Annotated in this window: 16 protein-coding genes, 3 tRNA genes and 1 pseudogene; 11 read left to right on the top strand and 9 right to left on the bottom strand. The window is 33.0% G+C overall.

All coding sequences use genetic code 11. The features are described 5' to 3' along the window. Positions 1 to 34: 34 nt before the first annotated feature. The 5 genes from AD998_15830 to AD998_15810 form a co-directional block, all read right to left on the bottom strand. On the bottom strand, positions 35 to 466 hold the full coding sequence (locus AD998_15830; GenBank protein KOY87411.1) for a hypothetical protein: 432 nt from the start codon (positions 464 to 466) through the stop codon (positions 35 to 37). Beyond that, positions 463 to 801 (bottom strand): anti-sigma F factor antagonist, encoded by a 339-nt coding sequence (locus AD998_15825; GenBank protein ID KOY87410.1) that lies wholly within the window; start codon positions 799 to 801, stop codon positions 463 to 465. The genes AD998_15830 and AD998_15825 overlap by 4 nt, the downstream gene beginning before the upstream one ends. A gap of 79 nt (positions 802 to 880) precedes the next feature. Next, positions 881 to 1,975 (bottom strand): chorismate synthase, encoded by a 1,095-nt coding sequence (locus AD998_15820; protein ID KOY87409.1) that lies wholly within the window; start codon positions 1,973 to 1,975, stop codon positions 881 to 883. Positions 1,976 to 1,981: 6 nt separating this feature from the next. Further along, on the bottom strand, positions 1,982 to 2,566 hold the full coding sequence (locus AD998_15815; GenBank protein KOY87408.1) for a septum formation inhibitor Maf: 585 nt from the start codon (positions 2,564 to 2,566) through the stop codon (positions 1,982 to 1,984). Then, a complete protein-coding gene (locus AD998_15810; protein KOY87407.1) occupies positions 2,560 to 3,360 on the bottom strand; it encodes a hypothetical protein in 801 nt (266 codons plus the stop codon). Before AD998_15810 ends, AD998_15815 begins: the two co-directional genes overlap by 7 nt. 114 nt (positions 3,361 to 3,474) lie before the next feature. Between AD998_15810 and AD998_15805 the strand changes: the two genes are divergently transcribed. From AD998_15805 to AD998_15790, 4 genes are all read left to right on the top strand, one after another. After that, the gene (locus tag AD998_15805; GenBank protein ID KOY87406.1) at positions 3,475 to 4,710 is read left to right on the top strand and encodes an ABC transporter; all 1,236 of its coding nucleotides are present in this window, start codon (positions 3,475 to 3,477) and stop codon (positions 4,708 to 4,710) included. Further along, positions 4,703 to 7,696: a hypothetical protein gene (locus tag AD998_15800; GenBank protein ID KOY87405.1), complete on the top strand. Its 2,994-nt coding sequence runs from the start codon at positions 4,703 to 4,705 to the stop codon at positions 7,694 to 7,696. Before AD998_15805 ends, AD998_15800 begins: the two co-directional genes overlap by 8 nt. A gap of 109 nt (positions 7,697 to 7,805) precedes the next feature. Further along, complete coding sequence (locus AD998_15795) at positions 7,806 to 8,186, top strand: hypothetical protein (GenBank protein ID KOY87404.1); 381 nt, start codon at positions 7,806 to 7,808, stop codon at positions 8,184 to 8,186. A gap of 4 nt (positions 8,187 to 8,190) precedes the next feature. Continuing rightward, on the top strand, positions 8,191 to 8,619 hold the full coding sequence (locus AD998_15790; GenBank protein ID KOY87403.1) for a hypothetical protein: 429 nt from the start codon (positions 8,191 to 8,193) through the stop codon (positions 8,617 to 8,619). Between the two features lie 3 nt (positions 8,620 to 8,622). Here AD998_15790 and AD998_15785 read toward each other — a convergent pair whose 3' ends face one another. After that, a complete protein-coding gene (locus tag AD998_15785; GenBank protein KOY87402.1) occupies positions 8,623 to 11,187 on the bottom strand; it encodes an ATPase in 2,565 nt (854 codons plus the stop codon). A gap of 135 nt (positions 11,188 to 11,322) precedes the next feature. Here AD998_15785 and AD998_15780 point away from each other — a divergent pair, with 135 nt between their 5' ends. After that, positions 11,323 to 12,264 (top strand): hypothetical protein, encoded by a 942-nt coding sequence (locus AD998_15780; GenBank protein ID KOY87401.1) that lies wholly within the window; start codon positions 11,323 to 11,325, stop codon positions 12,262 to 12,264. A gap of 39 nt (positions 12,265 to 12,303) precedes the next feature. On the opposite strand, the gene AD998_15775 is transcribed toward AD998_15780, so the two are convergent. Further along, entirely contained in the window at positions 12,304 to 14,706 is a 2,403-nt protein-coding gene (locus AD998_15775; protein ID KOY87400.1) for an aminoacyl peptidase, read from the bottom strand. A 114-nt stretch (positions 14,707 to 14,820) separates the two neighbouring features. On the opposite strand from AD998_15775, the gene AD998_15770 reads away from it, so the two are divergent. From AD998_15770 to AD998_15760, 3 genes are read left to right on the top strand one after another with little or no spacing between them, the layout of a single operon-like run. After that, positions 14,821 to 15,330 carry a hypothetical protein gene (locus AD998_15770; GenBank protein KOY87399.1) on the top strand — a complete coding sequence of 170 codons (510 nt, stop codon included), beginning with the start codon at positions 14,821 to 14,823 and terminating at the stop codon, positions 15,328 to 15,330. Then, positions 15,327 to 15,749: a hypothetical protein gene (locus AD998_15765; GenBank protein KOY87398.1), complete on the top strand. Its 423-nt coding sequence runs from the start codon at positions 15,327 to 15,329 to the stop codon at positions 15,747 to 15,749. The genes AD998_15770 and AD998_15765 overlap by 4 nt, the downstream gene beginning before the upstream one ends. A gap of 1 nt (position 15,750) precedes the next feature. Beyond that, positions 15,751 to 16,122, top strand: coding sequence for a hypothetical protein (locus AD998_15760; protein KOY87397.1), 372 nt, complete (start codon positions 15,751 to 15,753; stop codon positions 16,120 to 16,122). 122 nt (positions 16,123 to 16,244) lie between these two features. Here the strand turns inward: AD998_15760 and AD998_15755 are convergent, their stop codons facing one another. Then, entirely contained in the window at positions 16,245 to 17,186 is a 942-nt protein-coding gene (locus AD998_15755; protein KOY87396.1) for a hypothetical protein, read from the bottom strand. A gap of 54 nt (positions 17,187 to 17,240) precedes the next feature. Then, positions 17,241 to 18,481: pseudogene (locus tag AD998_15750) on the bottom strand (RNA methyltransferase). A gap of 530 nt (positions 18,482 to 19,011) precedes the next feature. On the opposite strand from AD998_15750, the gene AD998_15745 reads away from it, so the two are divergent. From AD998_15745 to AD998_15735, 3 genes are all read left to right on the top strand, one after another. Further along, positions 19,012 to 19,087, top strand: a tRNA-Asp gene (locus AD998_15745). Between the two features lie 126 nt (positions 19,088 to 19,213). Then, positions 19,214 to 19,288 (top strand) — tRNA-Lys (locus AD998_15740). 141 nt (positions 19,289 to 19,429) lie between these two features. Continuing rightward, a tRNA-Ser gene (locus tag AD998_15735) sits at positions 19,430 to 19,520 on the top strand. The last annotated feature ends 425 nt before the right edge of the window (positions 19,521 to 19,945 follow it).

Below are 19,945 nucleotides of genomic sequence, written 5' to 3'. Positions count from 1 at the left end.
AGTAAACCTATAACCAAAATAATGCCAAGATGGTTTATTTTTTTACAAGTAGATAAGGGAAACGTTTTTGTAAACGCCAGATATTTGTATTGTCTTCATAATAAACTTCTACCTCATCCATGATATTTTTGACAAGAGTCAGTCCCATGCCCCCTTTACGTTTCTGACGTACAAGGTCTTGCAAATTAGCATCTTCGTGTTGGGTAAGATCGAAATAAGGGGAGTTATAATCGTAAATTTCAAAAGTAATTTCACCTCTTTCTTCTGTGAGGGTTAGGTCAATATCTTTTTTTTCGTTGTTTTTAGCAGAGTGGATCATCAGATTAGCAAGAATCTCATCTACTACCAAAATTAACTGATTAGCTTCTATATCAGAAACATGTAAATCTTTGAATATTTTTTCTAGAAAAACTCTTACTTTTTGTAAGTTTTGCTTTTCTGTCTTGATACTTAAATTGTATTTCATACACCAATAGCTTGCAAAGCTTCTTCTTTATTTGTGTAATTATTAATGAGTTGTTGTAAACCCAATATTTCAAAAACATTTTTTACTTTTTCACTCATACCATACAAACCAAAAAAAATATTTTTTTCTTCCAAATCTGACAAGTGAGACATAAACACTCCCAAACCTGCAGAAGAAATATAATTTAGTTTTGCACAATTAATAAGGATGTGTTTTTCTAATGTACTAATTGCTTCATACATAGCTGTATCTAATAAAATAGATGAAGATGCATCCAAATCCCCTTCAATATGTATAATATGAACTCCTTGTTCTTTTTCTGTGCTTAGGTTCATAAAACTTACCTTGTTTACGACAAATACTTATACAAAGTTATGCTTTTTTTGATATTTTTTTGAGTTTTTTATAAAAATCTTACGTCTGAGAAAATAGACGGCTGATATTAGAGGAGTTATTTCTTAAATAAAAATCGACTAATACAAGAGCTGTCATGGCTTCTACAATGGGTACAGCTCTTGGCACTACACAAGGGTCATGTCTGCCTTTACCTGTTACTGTTGTAGCTTCTTTCTGGTCATTAATGCTTTCTTGTTCTTGCATAATGGTTGCTACAGGCTTGAAAGCTACTCTAAAATAAATATCTTCACCATTTGATATACCACCTTGTATGCCTCCTGAATGGTTGGTTTTGGTATGAACTTGATTATCTTCAACAAAAAATGCATCGTTGTGCTCCGAACCAAGCATTTCCACACCTTCAAAGCCACTACCATACTCAAAACCTTTGACAGCATTGATAGAAAGCATGGCTTTTCCTAGTTCAGCATGAAGCTTATCAAAAGCAGGCTCTCCAAGTCCTACAGGCACATTTTTACATATACAACTCACAACTCCACCCACTGTATCTCCCTGTTTTTTTATTTCTTTGATGTACTCAATCATTTGCTGTGCCATTTGAGCATCAGGACAACGAATATCGTTGGTCTCGGTAAGACTCAAATCCAAATCTTGATAGCTTTTTTGAAGCTTAAGTTTTCCTACTTGTGATACATATGCTTGAATTTCAATGCCTAATTTTTGCAAAATAAGTTTAGCAACAGCCCCAGCAGCCACTCTAGCAAGAGTCTCTCTAGCCGAACTTCTTCCACCACCTCTGTAATCTCTAAAACCATACTTCATCTGATAGGTATAATCTGCATGAGAAGGGCGAAATTTATCTGAAATATGGCTATAATCTTTACTTTTAGCATCTTCATTCCAAACAAGCATTGTAATGGGCATACCTGTTGTTTTGCCTTCAAAAACACCTGATACAATCTGAATTTGATCTGCTTCTTTTCGTTGGGTAACAATAGCAGACTGTCCTGGTCGCCTTCTATCAAGCTCTTTCTGAATAAAACCTTCATCTATTTCTAAACCAGCAGGGCAACCATCAATCACAACTCCTACAGCTATGCCATGTGACTCGCCAAAAGTGGTAATTCTAAATATTTTTCCGTATATATTCATAAAAGCTTAAAACTGATTTAATTCTTCATAAAGCTTATGTATAGGCAATCCCATAACATTAAAATAAGAACCTTCTATGTGGTGTATGGCTACCATACCCAACCATTCTTGAGCTCCATAACTCCCCGCTTTGTCATAAGGTTTGTATTTTTCAATATAATATCTGATTTCCTCTTGTGTGAGTGCTTTGAAAAAAACTTTTGTAATATCAGAAAATACGTAAGTTTTCTGTTTGTTCATTAGACAAACCCCTGTAATGACTTCATGCATTTTTCCTGAGAGTTTTTGAAGCATCGTAAAAGCTTCTTCTTCATTTTGGGGTTTATTTAAAATACTATTTTCAACACTTACAATCGTGTCGGCTGTAATAACAAGATGCTTATTTTGAATATCTTGTAAAAAAGCTTCTGCTTTTCGGCGAGCTAAAAACATAGGGACTTCTGCAATAGGCATCTCATTAGGGAAATCTTCAGGAGTATCTTTGGTTTGTACGTGAAAATCAAGGTCTAATGAAGCAAGTAGTTGCTTTCGACGAGGCGAACCTGATGCCAAAATAATAGAAGTATCTTTAAATTTTTCGGTAATTAACATGAAGATAAAAATTGATTGATTTTTTGAATAATAGCTTCAATATCATGACTGTAAAAACCAGTTCCATTGAAACAATTACATTCAATAATAAAGTATTTGTCTTGGCAAAGTGCTGTATCCATCACAAAAATATTATGTGGAGTGTATTGCTCACAACAACTCTCAATAAAATTAATGAGGTCATCAGAAATATCAGTATTTGAGATAGATAAATGTCCGTTTTGAGCATATCTGCTACTGGAAACCACTTCTTTATTTACAATAAAATGTCTCCATTCTTTCTCTATTTTTTTAGGGGAACTTACTGCAATAAGTGTTTGAGTAGATAGATATGGATTGTTAGATTCTTCTATATTTTTAGTAAAGGCTTGAATTTCTGAAAATTGCATCACACTACCACTAAACGCTTTCGAGTCTGAAGTGGGTCTAATAAACCATTGACTTTCTAAAGGGTAGTTTCTTTGTGAAAAATCAGCTAAAGAAGTGATAATAGCATCATGATTTAGCATTTTTGTACCCCATTGTTGATTATAATTTTCTATGGTAAAAGTATTTTCATCATAAAAAACTCCTTTTTGATAAATAGGATGATTGTAAGCATTGAAAATAAGTGTACTAGAACCATAAAAAACATATTTATCAGCTTTTTGATGTATTAGAGGTAAACTATCAGAAAAAGGAATAACTTGAACTTCCTCATAGCTAATAAAATCTTGTTGCAACGTTTTTATGATACTTTCTTTTATTTCAGGTTTTATTAGGTTATTTTGCAGAATCCAGTGTATTTTTGACATCAGAATCGTAATTTTCCATCAAAAGTACCTTTTATTTCTAAAAAACAGAAAATAATGTACTAAAAAAGTGATTTATAGAGTTATTAGAACATCCATCAATTTAGTATTAAGACCATGAATTTTTTTGAAAACATTAAAGTTGCATTAAATTCTATCAACGAAAATAGATTAAGAACGGTACTTACAGCTCTTATTATTGCCATTGGTATCATGGCTTTGGTAGGAATCTTAACGGCTGTGGATGGTATTCAGACTTCTGTAGATGACAGTTTTGCAGATTTGGGAGCTAACTCTTTTGATATTGGTCAGAAAAATGCTCAAAGAAATAGAATGGGTGGTAAAAGAGCTGATGCCAAACCTCCTATACGCCACTACGAAGCCAAAGAGCTTAAGCAAAAACTTTCTTTTTCTGGTGAGGTGGGTATTTCAGTTTTTGTAACATTCAATGCAGAAGTAAAATATGGCTCTATAACTACCAACCCCAATTCTCAGGTTACTGGTATAGACGAAAACTATTTGGGACAACAAGGCTTTCAACTTAAAGAAGGAAGAAACATAAACTCTCAAGAAGTGGAAAATGGAACACCTGTGGCAATTATTGGTGCCGAAATCGCAGAAAAACTATTTGGAAAGAGCAAAGTAGCCAATAAATTTATCACCATGTTGGGAAAACGTTTTCAAGTAGTAGGTGTTTTGGAGAAGAAAGGAGGAAATATGGGTGGAGGTGGAGGTGATAGATCTGTACTGTTACCTTTAGAAATGGCAAGAACATTACTTAGAACACAAGATACAAGTTTTGATATTAAGATTAAAGTTATAAATCCTGTTGAGTTTGATCAGACTATGGATGAGGCAAGGGGTTTAATGCGTAAAATCAGACACGATTTACCCAATGAAGATGATTCTTTTGAACTCAAAAAAAGTGAAACACTTGCAGAAAGTTTAGGAGAAGTAACAGGTTATCTGAAAATAGGAGGATTTTTAGTGGGCTTCATTACACTCATGGGAGCTTCCATTGGACTAATGAACATTATGCTTGTTTCTGTAACAGAAAGAACACGAGAAATAGGTATTAGAAAAGCTTTAGGAGCAACACCACTACGTATTCAACAACAGTTTTTGATAGAGGCCATTGTTATTTGTCAATTAGGAGGAATAACAGGCATTATTTTAGGGATATTGGCAGGCAATGGTGTTGCATTACTTTTGGGTTCACAGAAGTTTTTTGTGCCTTGGTTCTGGATGTTTTTAGGAGTTGTTGTCTGTATTTTTGTGGGTGTAATTTCTGGTTTTTATCCATCTTACAAAGCTTCTAAGCTAGATCCCATTGAAGCATTACGATTTGAGTAGTTTTACTGATACAAAATTGAAAAAATTATACTTTTTTATTTTATATTTTTGTTTGATAGGGTTTAAAAACTATGCACAACACCCTTCTTACTGGCAACTGACGGATGAACAGGGCTTACCTTCGGCTACAGTATTCGATTTACACCAAGATACCAAAGGCTATATTTGGATGGCAACTGAATCAGGTTTGTGTAGATATGATGGTAGTAAATTTAAATTCTATAAGCCCAAAACCTCCAAAGCCTCTGCTGTTTCACATATTGCTGAAGATGGTAAAAATAGGATATGGTTTCTGAATTTCTCAGGGCAACTTTTTTATATAGAACAAGAACAAATTTATGAATATAAATTTCCTAAAGGTTTCCCTGATTTTTTGGCTTATTATATTGATAAAAATGACAGACTTTTCACATATCATAATGATATGATGTGGTACATACATACTACAAAAGGTAAATTAACATCTTTATTTAAAGGACATGACCAATTGGTAGAATATGCTCCTAATAGCTTTATAGCTTTTGATACTCAGAATGTCTTATTTTATCAAAATGGAAGTTTATTAAAGAAATCAACAAAATTGAATCATAGTACAGGGTTTACCTACCGACATCAAATAATTAAGGACTGGCATATCGTAGTAGAAAGAGGTTTAGATGAAGTATTTATATTGGATGAAAATAATGAAGAGCCCTTAAAAAAAGAACTTAAATTTGATTTTATAGGTGAAAAAAACTCTAAGCAAAAAACGATAGAGCTCAATGATGTACGCTCAGATAGAGAAGACAATATCTGGTTTCTAACCTATTCAGGATTGTATGGGTATGATCAGAATTTAGCCCCTCTTTTTTCTGATGGAAAAGGTCGATCAGTTCCTTTATTTGTAGGTAAACCTATTTCAGATGTCTTGCAAGACAGAGAAGGAAATTATTGGGTTAGTACACTATCAGATGGTGTATTTATAATCCCTCATAAAGATATTTTGTTTTTTAATGAAACCAATACACCTGATTTGGAAGATAATCATATTTATAAAATAACTAAAGATGATGATGATAACCTGCTTTTAGGCATGTTCAATGGAAAGGTAAAAGTTTTTAATCCTTTTACAAAAAATGTTACATATGAGTATGTTACAAAAGGTAAAAAAGAAATAGAGGCATTGCTCTATGATAGAATTAACAAAAAGCTATTTGTCAGTTGTAGTATAGGGTATATGTTTGATAAAAACCAAAGTAATTGTTATAATATAAACGGAACGTCCTCTTCTCCAAAATACTTTAGTTTATATAAAAATACTGTTTTTTCTGCTGGAGCAGATGGAATAGGTATAGGTATTTGGGATAAATCAGGAGAAAAAACAAAGAAGATATTTCATGAAAACTTTGACTACAATAAAGATATTGATGCTGGAGAGAATATTTTGTTTATGGAAAGCCAGAAAAGGTCAAGAGCTGTTTTTGTAGAAAAAGATAATTCTAGAATTTGGATGGGTTATGCCCATGGATTGTTTGTATTAGAAGATATAAAACTATCAGAATACAAATGGAAAGATACTACCAACATATTTGCAAAAACTTTCGCTCAAAAAGATGATATGCTTATTGTAGGTACACTTACTCAAGGGGTTCTATTTTTTAAAAACAAAAAATCTTTTAAGCAAATTGCTATTCAACAAGGCTTACCTAGTAATTTGTGTTTAGATATGTATGTAGATGGTAATACCCTTTGGGTGGCCACAGATAAAGGATTAGTGAAAATTTCATTGGAGAATTATCAAATAGAAGTGTTCAATAGACATGAAGGACTTATTAGTGAACAAATCAATGGAGTCGTAGTCATAGGTAACTATATCTGGCTTGCAAGCCCCAAAGGACTTATGAAAATGCCTAAGAATTTGCCATCAAAAAATATGGTTCCTCCACTCATTTATATAGATAAATTATCAGTTTGGGAGAAGCCTTTGGCATTTAAGTCAAGTTATAAACTAAATCATCAAGAAAATAATTTAAAAATTGATTTTCAGGGTATTACTTATAAAGGAAGAGGAACATTTCATTATAAGTACAAAATGACAGGCATTGATACCAATTGGATTTATACAGAAAGTTCTAATAATTTTGCCCGTTATCCTTCATTACCCTCTGGAAAATATGAATTTCAAGTAAAAGCTATCAATGAAGATGGTATGGAAAGTGAAGGTACAGCCATTATGCAGATAGAAATACAAACACCTTTTTGGAAAAAAATATGGTTTATTCTTACTGCTATCCTTGTTTTCTTAACAATAATAGCCTCTATCGTTTGGTGGAGGTTAAAGCTTATACAAAGAAAAAACTCTATTGAACAAAGTTTAAGAGAATCTCAATTGGCAGCTTTGAAAGTACAGATGAATCCGCATTTTATTTTTAATGCCCTTAACTCCATTCAAGAATTTATACTGTTAAATGAAAAACGTCTTGCTAATGAGTTTCTTGGGAAATTCTCAGATTTGATGCGTTTGACTCTTGACATGAGTAACGAGCGTGAAATACCTTTACAAGATGAAATACAAATGCTTGATTTATACCTTCAGCTAGAAGCTATCCGATTTGAAAACTTACAATACATTTTAGAAATTGATAAAAACCTAGATGTAGAAAGTATTCAAATTCCTTCCATGATTATCCAACCCTACATAGAAAATGCCCTCAAGCATGGACTTCTACATAAAAAAGATAATCGAAAACTTTGGGTAAGGTTTTCTCAAAAGGATGATTTTTTACAATGTGAAATAGAAGATAATGGTATTGGGAGAAAGAAATCGGCTGAATTCAATAAAAATAAACCCAAAAAACATAAATCGTTTGCAATTAATGCTACTGAAAAACGTTTAGGTTTATTGAACTATGGGAGAAAGAAAACTATTAAATCTGAAATTATAGATTTATACAACGAAAAGGAAGAAGCTTTAGGTACAAAAATTACCCTAAATATTCCGATTTAAATCTTGAAACATTTATTTGAAAATGTGGTATAAATATTGTATATTTCTATTTAAATAAAAACTTAAGATGAAAACAATTAGCTATATAATTTTATTAACGTTTATTTTTATGGTTTCCTGTAATCCTAAAGAGGAGTTTCAAGGGGTTTTTGTTACAGGTGACCATACAGGAGTGATGCGTTATTGGCAAGGAGAAAAAAATGGATTGATGCAAATTGCTAATTTTTCGGATTCTGCAAGAATAAACTATCCTGCTTTTTTCATGCAAGTTAATTCAAAGTATGGAATTTTTCATGTCAAAACCTCTGAAACAGAACCTACAAATCGTTATTATATTTTAAAACCAGAATTTAAAACCAATGATAGACAAATTTTTGAAGTCTCAAAAATGAAAATGACTTTTGGAAAAGGAGTTATCAATGGTGAAGAAATTATAGACCCTGACGATACCAAAACAGTTATACTCGAAGGGGCAATACTTAAAAGATAAAACTATGATAAAAACATTACTTCTTTCAATATTTTTAATAACGCACTCATTTTTCCCACAAAGTACAGGTAAGCTAAAAATCGAAATTATTAAAGTACAAAATACAAAAGGGAAAGTATTATTAAGTTTATTCAATACAGCTAAGGGGTTTCCTACACAAAATAAATACGCTTACAAAACAGCTGAATTAGAAATTAAAGATGGTAAAGCATTTGTAGAATTTACAGATTTGCCTTATGGCGATTATGCTGTAGCTATTCTGCACGATGAAAACGATAATAAAAAAATGGATTATAACTTCCTTGGCATGCCCAAAGAAGGTTATTGTTTTTCTAATAATTATCGTCCTACCATCAAAAATCCAAGTTTCAGGCAAGCAGGCTTCTTTCTAGAACGCCCGCTTAAAAGCCTTCAACTGGAGATGATTTATTAAAGGTTATTTGTTTTTAGAAAATATTTTTTTCACAAATTTCTCTGCTTCAATAGCGTGAAATACAATCAAAGCTACACCTATACAAACGCCTAATTCTGTAAGTGTTAGAGGCTTGGTTACAAAAATCTCTTGCAAAAAAGGCACATAAATTAAGGCTAATTGCAAAATGAAATTGAGTAGAGCTGTTCCAAGCAAAGGCATATTGCCAAAAAAACCTTCACGGAATAAAAAATTATGTTCGCTACGAACAGCCAAAACTTGCCCTATTTGTGCAAAACAAAGACTTGTAAATACAATAGTCTGCCAGTTTCCACCCACACTATCTGCCCAAGCATGAGCAGCCAAGGTTAAGCCTCCAATCATTAGTCCAGCCCACAAAATGTGAAAGCCCAAACCATGAGCAAAAATACTTTCTTTAGGGTGTCGTGGTGGGCGTGTCATAATACCTTTTTCGGCAGGTTCGCCAGCCAAAGCAAGCCCGGGAAGTCCATCAGTAACCAGATTGAGCCATAAAATATGAATAGGCAGTAAGGGCATTTCTAAACCAACTAATGGAGCTAAAAAAATAGCCCAAATTTTACCAGCATTGCCAGTCATGGTATATCGGATAAACTTTCGAATATTATCAAAAATTCTACGTCCTTCTTTAACAGCCTTTACAATGGTTGCAAAGTTATCATCCAAAAGAATCATAGCAGAGGCTTCTTTTGATACATCTGTTCCAGTAATGCCCATAGCTACTCCAATATCAGCTCTTTTAAGAGCAGGAGCATCATTGACACCATCACCTGTCATAGCAATAAATTGTCCTTGTTTTTGTAGAACTTTCACAATTTGTAACTTTTGTTCAGGGGATACACGAGCATATACACGGATATTTTTCACTTTTGCTTCAAACTCAGCTTCCGAAATCTCCTTCATTTCTTTGCCTGTAATTACTTTATCTGAGGGTTTACTCAATATCCCTATTTCTCTTGCAATGGCTTGAGCAGTGATAGGATGATCACCTGTAATCATAACAGGAATAATACCAGCCGAAATACATTCAGCAACGGCTTGCTTGGCTTCAGGACGAGGAGGGTCTATCATCCCAATTACTCCTAAAAACTCTAAATCTTTCTCAATACTAGCTTCTTCTGTTGAAGAGTTATTTTCAATAACCTTGATGGCATAAGCTAAAAGCCTCATACCTTTTTGAGCAATTTCTTCTGCTTTTGTGTGAACAAGTTTAGGTGTAGAAACACATTTTTCCAAAATCATTTCCAAAGCTCCTTTGGTAATGACAAGTGTTTTGCTACCAAAAGGATGGAGTGTGGTCATCATTTTACGCTCCGAGCTAAAAGGTATTTCGCTTATTCTTGCATATTTTTCTATATTCTGAATACTACTATTAGAAACTCCATACTGATAAGCAGCTATTTCTGTAGAATCACCTTTAATTTCTCCATTTTCGTTTATTTGGGTATCTTGGTTGAGCCTCATAGCAAGCATGAGTAAATCCATACCGTTTAAATTCTCTTGATTGGAAGTTGTATATTCATCATTAATCCAAACCTCCTTCACTGTCATTTTATTCTGAGTGAGTGTTCCTGTTTTATCGCTTCCAATAAAAGTTACAGAACCAAGTGTTTCAATGGCAGGTAATTTGCGAATGAGAGCATTTTGACGAACCAATTTACTAGCTCCAAGTGCCAAAGAAACAGTAATAACGGCAGGAAGTGTTTCTGGTATGGCTGCTACAGCTACTGAAATAGCCGTTAAAATCAGTTGTGTTGGGTCTTCTCCTCTGATATAGCCCGAAATATAGATAATGGCACAGATTGCAAAAATCACAAAGGAGAGTTTTTTCCCAAAATCGGCGAGCCTTTTTTGCAAAGGTGTTTGAGTTTCTTCTTCTTGAAGCATTTTGGCAATAGAACCTATTTCAGTATTCATACCTGTAGTTACCACAATACCTAAGCCTCTACCGTAGGTTACAAGCGTACTTTTATAAGCCATATTCAATCTGTCACCTAAGGGTATATTTTCTTCTTGAAGTTCTTGTTCATTTTTTTCCACAGCTTCTGATTCACCCGTCAAAGAAGCTTCTTCAATTTTTAAGGTATATGTTTCCAAAAGACGTATATCAGCAGGTACCATATCACCTGCTTCCAATAATATGATATCACCTGGAACCACTTCTGTAGAATTCAGATATTCAATTTGACTATTCCTTTTCACTTTGGCTGTAGTGGTTGCCATTTTCTTAAGAGCTTCCATCGCTTTTTCAGCTCGGTATTCTTGTAAGAAGCCAATAATTGCATTAAGTATAACAATAATGGCAATGAGTAACGTGTCCTTTAAATCGCCAATGAAACCCGAAACAACAGCAGCCAAAAGCAAAATGATAATCATAGTGTCTTTAAATTGCCCTAAAAACATCACCCATGCAGGTTTTTTGTTTTTTGCTTCAAGTTCGTTGTAGCCATATTTTTCGAGTCTATTATCAGCTTCCGAAGAGGTTAAACCTCCTAAATATCCTCCTAATAAATCTAATGTTTCTTTGATACTTGTTAGATGCCAATTCATAGGATAGAGTTTTGTAGTTTAGTAATAAAAATACATAAGTAGAATATATGAAGGTCTTTTACACTGATCAAAATCATTTTTAATAGTGTTTTTTATAAAATTGCTTATTTTTGTGTAAAAAAACAAATAAGCTGTATGAATATAGGTGATAAAGTTCGATTACTACATGGAAAAGAATCTGGTGTAATTGTTGGTATTAAAGGTGCTATTGTAGAAATAGAAATAGAAGATGGTTTTACAATACCCGTTTCAAAGTCTGAAATAGTATTAATATCCCCTGAAGAAAAACGTTTCAATAAAGAAGAAAATTCTAAAGAAGATTCAAAAACAAATATTATCAAAGAAGTAAAAGCTACCAAAGGGCTTTATTGGGCTTTTGTTGCTCTCAATGACCAAAAATTTACTTTGTATTTTATCAATAATACAGATTGGGATATTCCTTTTAGTATTTCTACTGAAAAACAAGGAATTGTAGCGGGTTTTCTAGCTTCCAAAACACAGACAAGAGTTCATGAAGTATCACTAGCTCAATTGGATAATTGGGGAACATACATTTTACAATGCTTGTATTATCAAAAAGGTTATTTTGAATTGCAAGAGCCTTTTATCAAAAGACTTAAATTTAGGGCAAATCAGTTCAAAAGCCTTCAAGATGTCCCTTTGGTACAGAAACAAGGTTATTTGTTTCAGATAGATAAAGAAGAAACACCTCAAAATATTGATGTAGCCAAAATAGCAGAACAGATGCTCGAAAAAGCTGCTGATAAAATTGAAATCAAGAAAATAGAGAAACCAGCCCCTGAAGTTGATTTACATATTGAAGCTCTTTTGCCAAATAATACCAAAGAAATGAATTCTGATGAAATACTGAAATATCAGGTGCAGGTATTTGAAAAGGCACTAGACAACGCTATTGCGACAGGTATGGATGAGATTGTTTTTATACATGGAGTAGGAAATGGGACACTTAAATACGAAATCCAGAAAAAAGTGAGCAAACACCCCAATATAGAATTTTATAAAGATGCTCAAAAAGAAAAATTTGGATATGGAGCTACCTATTTAAAACTGAAATAGCACATAAAAAAGCCCTGAAAAAAATTCAGGGCTTTTTTATTAGTTTTTGAGGTATTTTTCTAAAAATTGGTCTTGCTCCCAGAGTAAGTGTAAAATATTTTCTTTGGCAACATATCCATGACTCTCTTTTGGTAAAATAACCATGCGTACAGGTGCCCCTAAGCCTTTTAAAGCTTGAAAATACCTTTCTGTTTGTAATGTAAATGTACCAGGGTTGTTATCAGCTTCTCCATGTGTGAGAAGGAGAGGTGTTTTCATTTTATGAGCATTCATAAACGGAGACATTTTGCTATATACTTCAGGTACATCCCAATAATTCCTTTGTTCACTTTGGAAACCAAAAGGTGTAAGAGTTCTGTTATAAGCCCCACTTCTGGCAATACCACAAGCAAATAAGTTGCTGTGTGTAAGCAGATTGGCAGTCATAAAAGCTCCATAAGAATGTCCACCAATAGCTACTTTTTTACGATTGATATAGCCTAATTTATCTACAGCATCAATGGCTGCTTCTGCATTGGCTACCAATTGGTCAATAAAAGTATCATTAGGTTCTGTTTTACCTTCTCCAATGATAGGAAAAGAAGCATCATCTAGCACGACATAACCTTTTGTAACCCAATAAACAAAAGAACCATAGTAAGGAAAAGTAAATTCGTTGGGGTTTTTATCACTTTGCCCTGCTGAATTTTTGTCTTTAAATTCGGTAGGGTATGCCCAAATGAGCAGAGGCAATTTTTCCTTTTTGTTTTTATCATAACCAACAGGCAAGTACAATGTACCTGAAAGTTCTACACCATCTTTTCTTTTATATTTAATGACTTCTTTCTCTACATTTTTGATACTCTCAAAAGGATTTTTAAAGTTTGTAATCTGAGCTAATTTTCCTGTTTTAAAGTTTCTAAAATAATAGTTGGGAAACTCATTTTTAGACTGTAATTGTACAAGAACATCACCTTTCTTAAAATCTTCAATAGAAAGTAGGTCTTCTTTCTGATTGGTAAGCTTAGAAGTATATAATCTTTTGGTCTTAAATGTTTTAATATCAAATTCGTCAATAAAAGGAAATTGTCCTTCTTTGGTAAATCCACTACCCATCAGAAACATTTTACCATTTTCAATGGCTAAAACACTTTTACCATACTCATTTCGTTTCATCTCAAAATTACCAGGGTCAGCATAAATATCTTGAGAATTTCTATCAGAAATGATTTTTGGAGTGGGATTATCTGTAGAAGGATTGATAAAATAAACTTTCAGATTTCTTGTATCGTACCATTGGTCAAACGCAATGGCTACTTGGTCATTTCCCCACATAACACCTGCAAAACGCTGTGGTGTTTTAAGAATAGATTTAGCTGTTTGGTTAAAAGGAGCATCCCAAAGAAAAACTTCATCTCTAAAGTCTACTTTTTTCGATTGATCACCTTCATCTAATGCCTCTACATAGGCTAGCGTTGCAGGTTTATCAGCTCTCCAACTCATATTTCTTTTTCCTTTTCTTGTAGAAGAAAAGCCTTTAGGCATAATTTCGGTAAGAGGCACTTCATTTACTTTTTTGACTTCATTACCTTTTGCATCAAATACAACCGACTTTTGTGGAAATCTATTGAAAGGAACAATGTAAGAAAAAGGTTTTTCAAGTGTTGTAAGCATCAAATAATTGCCATCAGGCGAAAAACTCTCTGAAATATACATATCAGCTTTTTTGAAAAGCTCTTTTGAACCATTTAAAGATACTTTATACAACTCAGAAGTCATCAAAGCTTCAAAATTCTGCTCATCACTGGGGTTCTTTAATAAATCCTGATAAGTTCTGTTTTGCGAAACTTTTCCATCACTATTTGATACAATAGGACCTTTAGGTAATTCTTTCTTTTGGTCTATTAAAGCTTTTTTATTACTTGCAAGCATTTTAACAAGTAAACTTTGACTATCATTAAACCAACTAATAGGATTACCTACATTGGCATTGAGAGTTGCATTGGTTAGTTTTTTTGCTTGAGCAGTTGCAAAATCTACCACCCAAAGTTCTACACCTGTTGGAGTTGTATGCGTAAAAGCAAGCATTTGGTCATTGGGGGCAATGGCATAATTGGTGATTTTAGGATTTTGAGGCAAACCTTGTACTTGTATTTCGTTTTGCTCTTTTACTTTTCTGATTTTGATATTATTAACATAATTGACTGTACTTGAAATATTTGTGATAGGATTGATGCGTAAGCCACCCAATCGCATTTCTTCTTGGTTCAAATCCTCTAAAGATTTGTAAGTATTTCGGTAGCTTAAAACCATGTACTCTTTTTTATTGTTCATAAGTACTGAAGGAGCATTCTCAAAATCAGCTATTTCCAAAATTTCTTTGGAAGGCTTTTGATAAATAACGTTTTCTTGGGCATGCACTACACTTGTGAGAGCAAGCCCAATGAGGAAATAAAATTTCATATGGTTATGGAATGTTTATGTTTTCACTTAATAAACTCTAAAAACTGCAAATTTTGTATAAACAAAGCTGAATTTATTTAAAAAAAAACTTATATTGTGTATAAAATGGTATAAATGAATCAGCAGGAAATACAGAATTTACTCTATCAAAAATTTGGAGATTCTATCAAAAAAAGACTTCATCCTCTTGAAAAACAGAATGTAGAAGATGCTATCAAACAAGTCATTCATAAATATTTACCTGAAAAAGATTTAAATGCATTTTATTTGCCCAATGAGTATTTTGAACTTATTAATTTTTTTGAGGAGAGCTTAAGTCAAGATTTAAGTGATGGAACATGGTGGAATTTGCTTTATAGCTATGAAAGCATGCTTGCTGACTTAGATTATGAGTACAAAAACGCAGCATATTACAAAAAAGAGCTAACTGTTTTAAATAGCCCTATTTTTATACCTGTTGGTGCATGGTCTGATAAACATATTTATTTTTTGAGTTGTGATATAAATTTTGAGTTTGGAAAAGTATTTGATTGTCATGACGATTATTTTTGGAATTTGCCAGATAGAGAAAATCCAGTAAGTGCTGATATTTTAGATTTGTTACAAAGTGAATTCAACAAATGAAAGCCTTAAAAATATATGGTTTAGTATTGTCCTTTTTTGGAGGAATGAGTTTTTTGTATTATAAATATGAAAAACTGACTGTGGTTATTCATAAAATAACTGAAGATGATGTTTATGTGTATTATCAGTTTGATTCTGTGTATCACACAAAAGCAAATCGACTGGATTTGAAAATCTTATATGTAGAAAAATACAAGCCTAACAAACTGCAAATCCAAAAAAAATATAGAGTAGATGCCATCAAAAGAAATCCTGTTTTTGATAATAAACGCTATGAAGCCACAGAAAAAATACTTGTAGATAGTTGTGATAGAGAAGAAAAATACACCCCTCGAAATAAAGACAAAGATTGTGTAACCAATTGCATAACTGTATATGCCGAATATTATGAAATGATTGATTTTGAAAAAATGAAATGAAATGAAGAATTTGTTGATAATTTTTTTTGTATTAGGAATAACAATTAGTTGTACAAAAAATAAAAAATTTGATAGCCATCAATGGAAATACAGCTATAAAGGAGAAGGACATTTTTATTTTGATCGAGAAGTTATGCTTCAGGACTTGATAAAAGGCAATTATCTAACGAATAAACATCAAGAAGAAATTATAGAACTTTTGGGTAAACCTGATATACAATCAAATAATCCTCAATATGAGTTAGCTTATACAATTGAAATTGAATGGGGCAAGAGCCTTGCCCCTGAACCTGTATATTCTAAAAGTCTAATCGTCTTATTAGATAAAAATTTTGTATTTAAAGATTATAAGATTGTAGAGTGGGAAAAGTAATTTAAACGGAGACCAAATTCCTATGAAAGATGCTAAAATAATCACCAATCACAAAAACACTCCGTATAAAAGAAAGCTTTAAGACTTTCTGAATATAAAGAATTATTGATGATGTTTATATTTTACTTTCTTTTAAATGTTTCAATAACCTTTTTTATTTCTTTAATGTTTTTATCATAATCTTGATTTGTTGAGCCATAAAAGGCATAATATAAGTTATCGCTAAATAAAATAATTTGGCAAATCTTTTCTTCTAAATTTGTTTTTTTATCTTTTCCTGATGCAATAATTTCATAACCAGAAATCCCATCTATTGAAATTTCTGTTATACTATCTGTTTTATAGAGTTCTATAGGTAATTGTTTAAGTCTGTTTAAACAAAATAATTTTCTATCTTCAAGAACTGTTTTTGAAAATGACTTAGTTATAATGAGTGATGTTTTGTCAGGTGATTTAGTAGGAATAATACCATCAGTAGTGAATATTAAAGAATTTGATACTCGGTTAGCAAATTGTAATTTGCTTTTAGAAAAATCGATTGAAAAATCAATTACATCAAATGGATTGATTTTTTTGTCAATCTCATAGTAGCTTGTTAAAATTGAAGTTTTAACAGATTTTGCTATTTCTTTTAAATCATTTGGTATAGCGGCATTTATCATAATAGTTTCTTTATCAGTTCCAAAGCATAAAATAAGCTTTGTATAAATATTACCATGAGCATTTTGTTTTCCAGTTATTAATATTGCTGGTAAATTGTTAAATATTATCTTTTCTATATTTTCTACTTCTATCCCTTGACTTAAAATACCCTCTTTTGTCATTCCTTTTGAGACTTCTGAAAAAGGTCCTGGAATATCCAGAACCATAATCGTTGATCCACTTTGAGTTTGTTGTAATCCTAAAAAACTAGTTGCTTTAATAAAACCATTGGGTGGTATTAGACTAATTTTCGTTCCAACAATATTTATATAGTCAGAAGTCAATGTATTATTTATAGTTGTCTGCCCTAATAAGCTATAAAACGTTAGTAGATAAAATGTTAAAAGTGTGATTTTTTTCATGATTGAATTATATTAAATTAGATCTTTTTCTGAGACTTGATCAAAGATTTAATCTTATTTCCTCTCCATCAATGCCATATAAAATCCATCAAAACCATATTCGCTGGGGCGTAAGTGGTTTTGTGAAATAAGTGTAAAATCAGAGTTTTTCTCTAAAAACGCTTCTACTTGTTTTTCATTTTCAGAAGGTAGAAGGCTACAAGTAGCATATACCATCAAACCACCTTTTTTTAGAATTTTAGCATAATTTTCTAAAATTTCAGCTTGGGTTGTCTTGACTTGATTGATAAACTCTTCTGATAGCTTCCATTTGGCATCTGGGTTACGCCTGAGTACTCCCAAACCACTACAAGGAACATCTAAAAGCAATCTATCAGCAGTATTCTCAAGTCTTTTAACAGTTTTGGTAGACTCTATCAGTCTTGTTTCTATAATACTCACACCAGCCCTACGACTACGTTTTTTAAGTTCTTCTAGTTTCCAAGCTTCAGTATCCAAAGCAATAATTTTACCTTTATTGCCCATCAATGCTGCCAGATGAAGTGTTTTTCCTCCTGCTCCAGCACAAGCATCTACTACTCTTAAACTTTTTGAATTTTCAGGAATTTGTAAGTATTCGCCTATTTTCTGAGAACCTGTATCTTGGACTTCGAAATAGCCATCCTTAAACAAAGCAGTTTTGAAAATATTTTGCCTTTCTTTAAGTACAAGACCATTTTCTACAATTCCTACATTGGCAGTTTCAATACCTGCTTCTTTCAATGCTTTAGATAAATCAGTTTTATTGATTTTGAGGGTATTTGTCCTAATTACTACTTTAGCTGTTTGGTTTGAGGCTTTGAGTTCTTTATCCCTTTGAGTTCTTTATCCCCCTCTTTATTCAATTCTTGTTCGCCAAGTCTATCAAGCCAATCAGGTACAGATTCCTTAATAGCTCTAGACATATCTTTTTTAGAATTCTGTTTGATTCTACCTATTGCTACTTGCTTAAACTCTTCCCAAGCTGGAATTTGAACATCTTGTAGCACCAGCCAAGTACCCAACGCTTTCCAAAAAATGACTGTAGGGTATTTTCTGCCATCAGCATATTTTTCATCAGCCAAAAATAATAACCTTCTCCACCAACGAACTATCTCATAAGTATTTTCTGCAATAAAAGCCCTGTCTCTTGCTCCCCATTTAGGATTGCTCTTAAGGAGTTGTTCAATTACTTTATCAGCATATCGTTGCTCATTGAAAATACTTTCAAGGGCTTCAACAGTAGCTACACACAGGTTTTTATGAAGTTTTTGCACAGAATAGAATGTTTAATCTCAAATAATGAAAGTGTAAAGTTAATCACTAAAAAGGGGATTTCATTATTTTTTCTAAAAAGTTGCTCAAAATATCGAAAAGGCACAGTTTTTGATATTTTTCTCTGGAGTTATAAAAATAATTATAAAAATTTTTAATAATTATTTGGAAAGTACAAAAAAAGCTATTTAATTTGTCACATCAATTAATCAAATAAAAACTTCAAAAATGTTACTCTTACATACATATCGCAGCCAAATAATCAACTCAAAACCATTCGGTTTGATGAGTCAGGATGACTTTGGAAAAGAACGTAAAAGTTCGGGTATATGTGTAAGTAGCAATAAACTGCGAAAATATTCTTAAAAAGATATTGAATACACAAACGAAAATCCCGAACGGCTCTAAGCAAAGTTCGGGATTTTTTGTTTAACCCGAATCAAAGCCCAAGCCAAAATTCTAAATATATTAAATCTAAAAAAAGTACAATTTTTTAGAGTGGGATAACTTTGTCCAAATATTCATAAAACTTGGTCAGTTGGTCTAATGGCTTATGATGCTTGACTGTCTATCATGCGATACGGGTTCGATTCCCGTACTGACCGCCAAAGAGTGCCGTAAAAAAGTGTTACATCGGTAAAAAATAGACTGAAAATCTCAATTGAGTTGGTTCAAATCCAACAAACATGCCTTGTGTATGTAAAGTCACTTTTTGCATGTTGCCTCTTGTATTTTCGCTCGTAGCTCAGGGGTAGAGCACCTCACTTTTAATGAGGGAGTCGCAGGTTCAAATCCTGCCGGGCGAACTAGCAGTGTCGTAAAGAAGTGTTACTTCGCTTTTGGTGCCGTTGATATAGGTTCGAGTCCTATCGTTTGCATGAAGGCAGATGTAGTTTAATTGGTAGAACAACGTAAATAGTCACTTTTTGTTTGTTACCTGCGAAAAATTAGGAGAAATGCCAGAGCTGGTGATTGGGGCAGTTTGCTAAACTGTAGTACGCTACAAGCGTACCGTGGGTTCGAGCCCCACTTTCTCCTCCAAAAATAAGGAAGTACGCCAAAGTTGGAGAGTTGGGATGGTCTGTAAAACCATTGGCTTTAAGTCTGAGTAGGTTCGAGTCCTACTACTTCCACTAAAGACAGTGCCGTAGAGAAGTCTTACTTCGACACGCTAGAATTGGGTTCTGGACTATGTGGGTAACCAATCCCACCATTTGTGAAAACAAATGTGGTGCAAACTATAAGTGATTTCTCGACTGTAGCCTGTTTTCATTGCTTCATCGTTCAAAGGAAGGATACTTGGCAACGAACCAAGAGATGAGCGTTCGAATCGTTCTGAGGCGACTAAAATACATACATTACCCTCTCGTCTAACGGCAGGACAACTCCCTTTGGAGGAGTGAATCGTGGTTCGAATCCACGGAGGGTAACTTTGGGTGTCGTAAGAAAAAAATACTTCGCTAAAG

It is taken from the genome of bacterium 336/3, assembly GCA_001281695.1.
In the GTDB taxonomy this organism is placed as follows: domain Bacteria; phylum Bacteroidota; class Bacteroidia; order Cytophagales; family Thermonemataceae; genus Raineya.
The sequence above is the reverse complement of the archived record's forward strand: the minus strand, read 5'-3'. Positions and strand labels throughout refer to the sequence as shown.

Excerpts from the sequence above, each read along its gene's own strand:
- AD998_15830 (KOY87411.1), bottom strand. The coding sequence starts at position 466 with ATGAAATACAATTTAAGTATCAAGACAGAAAAGCAAAACTTACAAAAA.
- AD998_15825 (KOY87410.1), bottom strand. The coding sequence starts at position 801 with ATGAACCTAAGCACAGAAAAAGAACAAGGAGTTCATATTATACATATT.
- AD998_15820 (KOY87409.1), bottom strand. The coding sequence starts at position 1,975 with ATGAATATATACGGAAAAATATTTAGAATTACCACTTTTGGCGAGTCA.
- AD998_15815 (KOY87408.1), bottom strand. The coding sequence starts at position 2,566 with ATGTTAATTACCGAAAAATTTAAAGATACTTCTATTATTTTGGCATCA.
- AD998_15810 (KOY87407.1), bottom strand. The coding sequence starts at position 3,360 with ATGTCAAAAATACACTGGATTCTGCAAAATAACCTAATAAAACCTGAA.
- AD998_15805 (KOY87406.1), top strand. The coding sequence starts at position 3,475 with ATGAATTTTTTTGAAAACATTAAAGTTGCATTAAATTCTATCAACGAA.
- AD998_15795 (KOY87404.1), top strand. The coding sequence starts at position 7,806 with ATGGTTTCCTGTAATCCTAAAGAGGAGTTTCAAGGGGTTTTTGTTACA.
- AD998_15790 (KOY87403.1), top strand. The coding sequence starts at position 8,191 with ATGATAAAAACATTACTTCTTTCAATATTTTTAATAACGCACTCATTT.
- AD998_15785 (KOY87402.1), bottom strand. The coding sequence starts at position 11,187 with ATGAATTGGCATCTAACAAGTATCAAAGAAACATTAGATTTATTAGGA.
- AD998_15780 (KOY87401.1), top strand. The coding sequence starts at position 11,323 with ATGAATATAGGTGATAAAGTTCGATTACTACATGGAAAAGAATCTGGT.
- AD998_15775 (KOY87400.1), bottom strand. The coding sequence starts at position 14,706 with ATGAAATTTTATTTCCTCATTGGGCTTGCTCTCACAAGTGTAGTGCAT.
- AD998_15770 (KOY87399.1), top strand. The coding sequence starts at position 14,821 with ATGAATCAGCAGGAAATACAGAATTTACTCTATCAAAAATTTGGAGAT.
- AD998_15765 (KOY87398.1), top strand. The coding sequence starts at position 15,327 with ATGAAAGCCTTAAAAATATATGGTTTAGTATTGTCCTTTTTTGGAGGA.
- AD998_15760 (KOY87397.1), top strand. The coding sequence starts at position 15,751 with ATGAAGAATTTGTTGATAATTTTTTTTGTATTAGGAATAACAATTAGT.
- AD998_15755 (KOY87396.1), bottom strand. The coding sequence starts at position 17,186 with ATGAAAAAAATCACACTTTTAACATTTTATCTACTAACGTTTTATAGC.